Genomic DNA, 5,996 nt, shown 5'->3' on the forward strand with positions numbered 1-5,996 from the left:
GCAATACTTAACGCCAACTATATCAAAAGCCGCCTGGAGCCTTATTTTAAGGTGCTTTATACGGGCAATAACGGAAGAGTGGCACATGAGCTCATATTCGATATGCACCAGTTCAAGGCCTCGGCCGGCGTTGAAGTTGAGGATATTGCAAAGCGCCTTATGGACTACGGCTTCCATGCTCCTACGGTATCATTCCCGGTACACGACACGCTCATGGTTGAGCCTACGGAAAGCGAATCAAAAGCTGAACTCGACCGCTTCTGCGAGGCCCTGATTTCAATAAGAAATGAAATTAAGGAAATCGAGTTAGGCCAGGCCGACAGGGCAGACAACCTTCTTAAGAATGCTCCACACACAGCAAAAGCTGTTACTTCTGACGAATGGAAGCACGCTTATTCAAGGGAAAAAGCAGCCTTCCCGACGGAATGGACGCTTGCAAACAAGTTCTGGCCGGGCGTAGGCAGGATCAATAATGCTTACGGCGACAGAAATCTCGTCTGCACCTGTGAACCTTTAAGTGCATACGTAGAGGAACCTGCTTCTTAAGTATTTTTGTTATCTTAGTATAGGAAGACTTTTACAGGGTGAGGATTTTCCTCACCCTGTATTGTATTCAGGCTAAAAGAGAAAAGTTTCTTTACTAAGAAATGAAAAAAGGAGCATTATGAGAGAGGTGTGTGACATATTAAAGGAATCCAAAACAATTGCCGTTGTTGGAATTTCAAACAAACCCGGGCGCGACAGCGGCAGGATAGCCCAGTACCTGCAGCAGGAAGGATATAACGTTGTAGGTGTAAACCCGATGCAAAAGGAGTTTCCGGGCATTACGGTTTATCCAACCTTGAAGGATGTACCTTTTAAGATCGATATAGTAGACGTTTTCAGGCGTTCTGAAGCCATAGCAGAAATTATTCCGGATGTGCTGGAGGTTAAGCCCAGGGTGCTCTGGCTGCAGCTCGGAATAAGAAATGACGAAGCCGTTGCTCCGGCAATTGAGGCAGGAATAGAAACCATTCAGGACAAATGTATTCTTGTTGAGCACCGTTTCTGCAGGTAAAGCCCCCGGGAAAACCCGGCACTTTGGTTTATAATACTGCCATGCCGCACTTTTTTTCTTTAAGCGCGGCATATCAGTTTTAAGCATTAGACAGTATCAAACATTTACCAATATTTCAGTCAAGGATATATGAGATTTAATGCAGCTGCCCTGAAATTTGTAATTCCAGCCTTTGTTATTCTGCTGCTGTCTGTGTCTGCAGCATACCCTTACAATTCATCTTCATTAAAATCCTCTTCATTTAATTCCTTTTTATATAATCCTCAAAAGGATACTCTTGAAGAAAAAGAGCTTTCTGTAAGAGTTGACAGCATTGTTATATACGGCAATAAGGTGACCGATCCCGAGGTAATTACGCAGGAGCTGACATTTGGCAAGGGGAGTTACGTAACTGAAAAGATACTGGACTATAACAGGGAAAGGGTCTACAGCCTGGGACTTTTTACCAACGTTAATATTTTCCCGGTTTTCCGCGACAGCATTACACTTATCGTAATAAACCTGAAGGAAAGCTGGTACATTTGGCCGATACCGATACTGGACATAAAAGACAATATGATAAAAAGGACCACTTACGGAGTGGATCTTCAGTTTAAGAACTTCAGGGGGAAAAACGAGACCTTAAACCTGAACGCGGCCTTTGGATATGATCCCAACCTGGGCATTTCGTACTACAGGCCCTGGCTTATAAGAGATGAAAACATTTTTCTCTCGCTGGACCTTTATTACAGAAACCCGATCAATAAGAGCCTGAAGGCTGAAAGGCTTTACGGGGAAAGTTTCAACCAGAAGATCTATACGGGGACCCTCATGATAGGCAAGCGTCTCAACCTGTTTAACGTGGGGGGGATCTATGCGGGCTACGACTACGTTGAAACCCCTAAATATGTTCCGGGAATTTCCGCCTCGGAGGGGCGTATAGACAGGGTTCTCAGGGCGGGCCTCAGCTACACATACGACAGCCGGAACTTAAAGCAGTTTCCCGATTCAGGGCTTTACGCCGGGGCGACGTTTGAAGAGAGGGGTTTCGGGCTGAACAATATAAACTATTCGGCTATGAAGCTGGATCTGAGGAGCTACTACAGGATCCTTGGGGACCTGACCGGAAAATGGAGGCTCGCAACAAGAGCCACAATGGGCCCCAATGTTCCATATTACGACTATTCGCTCCTGGGTTCAGGGGAAAAGGTAAGAGGTCATTTTAATGACATCAGGGAAGGGCACTATTTCTATCTGGCTTCAGCCGAACTGAAGTACCCGATTATCAAGGAATGGAATTTTTCCATAAAGCTGCCCTTGATTCCAAGCCAGCTTACAACCTACAGAATTGAAATTTTCACAAACATATTCGGCGACACTGGTGCCGTACAGCAGAAAAACACAAAACTGGGCCTGAGGGATTTCTACTCCGGTTATGGTGCAGGGCTCACATTTTTGCTGCTGCCTTACAACATTTTCAGGCTTGAATACGCATTAAACGAATTAAGACAGGGAGAACTCTTATTTGGTTTCGGATTTTCTTTCTAACGTAGAATTATACTATACTCCTGCTGCAAGCGTGCATGAGAACACGCTTGTAATAAGGGGTGAAGAGCATGAGCATATTACCAGGGTAATGAGGCACTCTGTTGGCGACGAGCTGTATGTAACCAACGGGGAAGGGTGCATATTTTTGTGCGGGATTGAAGAGATCAGGAAAGACGAGCTTACCTGTGAGGTTAATTCAGAGAGGATATACGAAAACAGGCTTAAGAACATCTGCTTCTGCCTGGCCAAGCTAAAGAGTCAGGACCGCTTTGAATTTGCGCTGGAGAAGTGTGTGGAGCTGGGCATAACGAACTTTATTGTTTTCGATTCAATGAGGAGTGTTCCCAAAGGGGGCAAAACAGAGCGCTGGCAGAAGGTTCTCATCTCGTCCATGAAGCAGTCCTTAAGGAGTTATCTTCCCAAAGTTACCACTGGGGCTTCACTTTCTGAGATCATGAAGTTTCCGGGAGAAAAGATAGTCTTTGAGCAGGACGCGAAATTAAGCTTCAGGAATTTCCGCCCGAAGGAGGACCGCAACTACTTTTTCATTTTCGGTCCCGAAGGGGGGCTGGATAAAAAGGAGCTTGCAATGTTTTCAGAAGAAAGCTCATATTTTCTTACTGAGAACCGCCTCAGGAGCGAGACCGCGGTTGTGACTGCGGCATCAATCTTATCTTTTAGCCATTAACACAATTTTAAAGCCGCTAAGGCGGCTTTTAGTTTCCCTCTTCAGTGTATCCGCATTTCATCAAATCTGAATCCTTTGTACATCTTTTGCATCCGAAATTATAAGCAGTGACTTCGATCACAGGGGCATTTAGTCAGTTGACATTAAAACCGAATACTTTATCTTTTAATTAAAGAGCCAGAGTAAGGTCGTTATCGGAAGAAATGAACCCAGCAATATTTCTTCCTTTAATAAAAAAAGGGGCAATTAAATGAGGGCGCTGTTTCTGTACCAGAACGGAAACATTTACTTGCCCGCCTTAAGATAAATTCAACTGAATTCTTACATTTATACTTCCAAAAAATACTACGCGGTCTGGTGGGGAAGTCACGCAGTGTGACTTGCAGAGCGGAGCTATGAGTTTGTAACAATTAGATACGAAGATAAAGAAAAAGGAAAGGCAGTAATGAACAACCACCACAAGTCTCAGAGCGATGAACCGATGAGAATGACTCATTTGCTGGAGATTATCTACAGACAGAAATGGACAATTATAGTTACTCTTCTAACGGTAGTCAGTTTAGCGCTTATCTTTACACTCCTTCAGAAGAAAGTCTATGAAGCCAATACCTCAATAATCGTAGATGAAAGCCAGGCCACACTGGCCCTCGGTCTGGGAAACCCGGATTCAAAGACAGACAAGGTGCAGATACAGGTCGAGGTGCTGCAGTCGCGCGACCTTATATCGCACGTTGCCGAAAAGCTGCTTGAAAGAGTTTACATAGATCCTAATCAGCAGAAAGATACACTCCTAATCATCAGAGACGCAAGGCAATCTCAGAAAGTCACCGATTTCTCCTCACCCAGGATGCAGGAAGGGGTCATAAAACAGCTCAGGAATTCCATGGAGCTGATGACAAAGAAGGGAATGAATGTCATTAAACTGTCCTTCAGAAGCCATGACCCTCGTGAAGCTGCCCTGATTGCAAATATGTTCATTGAGACTTACTATGAAAGGGACCTCAACCGCAGCCGTTCAAATTCTTCGGAACTGAGAGCCTTTCTTGAGCAGCAGAGCTCAATTAAGGCCAAGGACCTGGCCCGAAGCGACTCAGCCCTACAGACATATATGCAGAACAACAATGTTACGGCACTTGACGTTGAGTCGAACATAACAAACAACAAGGTCGCCGCTCTCCAGAGTGAACTTGAATCAAACGACATTGAATACCAGAAAAACAGGCTCCTGCTTGATAGCTATAAAAAGGAGCTCGCGCGTCTGAGCCCCCAGGTGGCGCAGAAGATTGTCGCGGGCGACGACCTCTACATTAAAGAGCTTCAGCAGGAAATAGCCAGAAAGGAAGCCCAGCTTGATATTTCAAAAGTTGTCAGCTCCACTGAGGCGCAGAGGCCTGAATACAAAAGCCAGCTTAACAAAACCAGCCGTGCAATTGACTCATTACGGGCTATACTGGATTCCAGGACAAAAGATTTCGTGAAGAGCTCAATGAACAACTATTCCATTACGGGTTCCGGAACAACAGACCAGGGGAATATGATCTCTGAGCTTTCAGGACAGATACAGCAGCTGCAGGTAAAACAGAATTCACTGGAGTTAAACAGGAAGATGCTCGCCCAGAACCTTGCCAAGTACAACGGCAGGCTTAGCCAGCTCCCAAAGGAAAGCGTTACGCTTGCAAAGCTGCAGAGGGAAAGGGCTTTTAATGAAAAGGTGGCTGAGGATCTGAAGGCAAAATACCAGGAGGCAATGCTTGCCGAGCGATCTACGTTTGGGGAAATTCAGGTCCTGGACAAAGCTTCCGTGCCGCTGGAGCCGGTGAGCCCTAATGCAAAATTCAACCTTATAATTGGAGGCCTGACGGGTCTCAGCCTGGGTTTTATACTTGCCTTCATATTTAACTTTGCACATAATAAAATCCACACTCCCAAAGATATTGAATACCTGGGATTCAGGCTTCTGTCCACCATACCGAAGCTGCAGCTGGAAGCAAGGACGAGCCCTAAGCTCCTCAAAGAGCCCGGGGGGAGGCCGGCCTCCACGAGCCTTGTAACGGCAAAGAACCCTAATTCGGAAATATACGAGTCATATCTTCGCCTGGGGATTAATCTTGCCTACAGCCTCATGGACAGGAGCTTCAAGTCGCTTTTAATTACCAGTGCGGGACCCGGGGCTGGCAAAAGTGCAACGGCCATAAATGTTTCCGTTACTTTAGCCAATCTGGGCAAGTCGGTCCTCCTTGTGGATACAGATATAAGGCGTCCTGTGATACATAAATATTTCAGCAAGTCCATGGGGCCGGGACTTACGGATTACCTCATGGAGCAGAGCCAGATTGAGGAAATAATACAGCCTACACTGGTAAAGGGGCTGGATATAATTACATGCGGCGGGAAACTCCTGAATCCTTCACTCATCCTTTCATCTGCAAAGATGAGATACCTGGTTGAGGAGGATTCGAGCCGTTATGACTTTGTAATTTACGACGCACCGCCATTGAATCCTGTAACCGATGCAATACACCTGGCAAAACTGGTTGATGAAGTCATACTGGTTGCAAGGGCGGAAAAGACGCAGGTAGAGGAGCTGAAAAGAGCAAACGAGCTTCTGGAGCAGGTAAACGTTTCTGTAAGCGGCGTGGTGCTGAACGATTTCGATACCTCCAAAGCTCCGTTCTCGGGCAAGCACTACGGATATTATTCATATAATGAAGACGTGCCGAAAAA

At 45.8% G+C, this 5,996-nt stretch carries 5 protein-coding genes; all 5 read left to right on the top strand.

Annotated features, from left to right (window positions below):
• A partial coding sequence (locus tag HF312_20990) for a glycine dehydrogenase (aminomethyl-transferring) (GenBank protein ID MCU7522698.1) occupies positions 1-546 on the top strand: 546 nt, incomplete at its 5' end.
• A gap of 118 nt (positions 547-664) precedes the next feature.
• A complete protein-coding gene (locus HF312_20995; protein MCU7522699.1) occupies positions 665-1,057 on the top strand; it encodes a CoA-binding protein in 393 nt (130 codons plus the stop codon).
• 129 nt (positions 1,058-1,186) lie between these two features.
• Positions 1,187-2,584 (top strand): BamA/TamA family outer membrane protein, encoded by a 1,398-nt coding sequence (locus tag HF312_21000; GenBank protein ID MCU7522700.1) that lies wholly within the window; start codon positions 1,187-1,189, stop codon positions 2,582-2,584.
• Positions 2,562-3,272, top strand: coding sequence for a 16S rRNA (uracil(1498)-N(3))-methyltransferase (locus tag HF312_21005; protein ID MCU7522701.1), 711 nt, complete (start codon positions 2,562-2,564; stop codon positions 3,270-3,272). The genes HF312_21000 and HF312_21005 overlap by 23 nt, the downstream gene beginning before the upstream one ends.
• Before the next feature lie 445 nt (positions 3,273-3,717).
• Positions 3,718-5,996 (top strand): polysaccharide biosynthesis tyrosine autokinase (locus tag HF312_21010; protein ID MCU7522702.1); only part of this gene is annotated, 2,279 nt, incomplete at its 3' end.

The sequence above is a fragment of the Ignavibacteria bacterium genome (assembly GCA_025612375.1).
GTDB lineage: Bacteria > Bacteroidota > Ignavibacteria > Ignavibacteriales > SURF-24 > JAAXKN01.

Coding starts and splice junctions, on each gene's coding strand:
- HF312_21000 (MCU7522700.1), top strand. CDS start 1,187: ATGAGATTTAATGCAGCTGCCCTGAAATTTGTAATTCCAGCCTTTGTT.
- HF312_20995 (MCU7522699.1), top strand. CDS start 665: ATGAGAGAGGTGTGTGACATATTAAAGGAATCCAAAACAATTGCCGTT.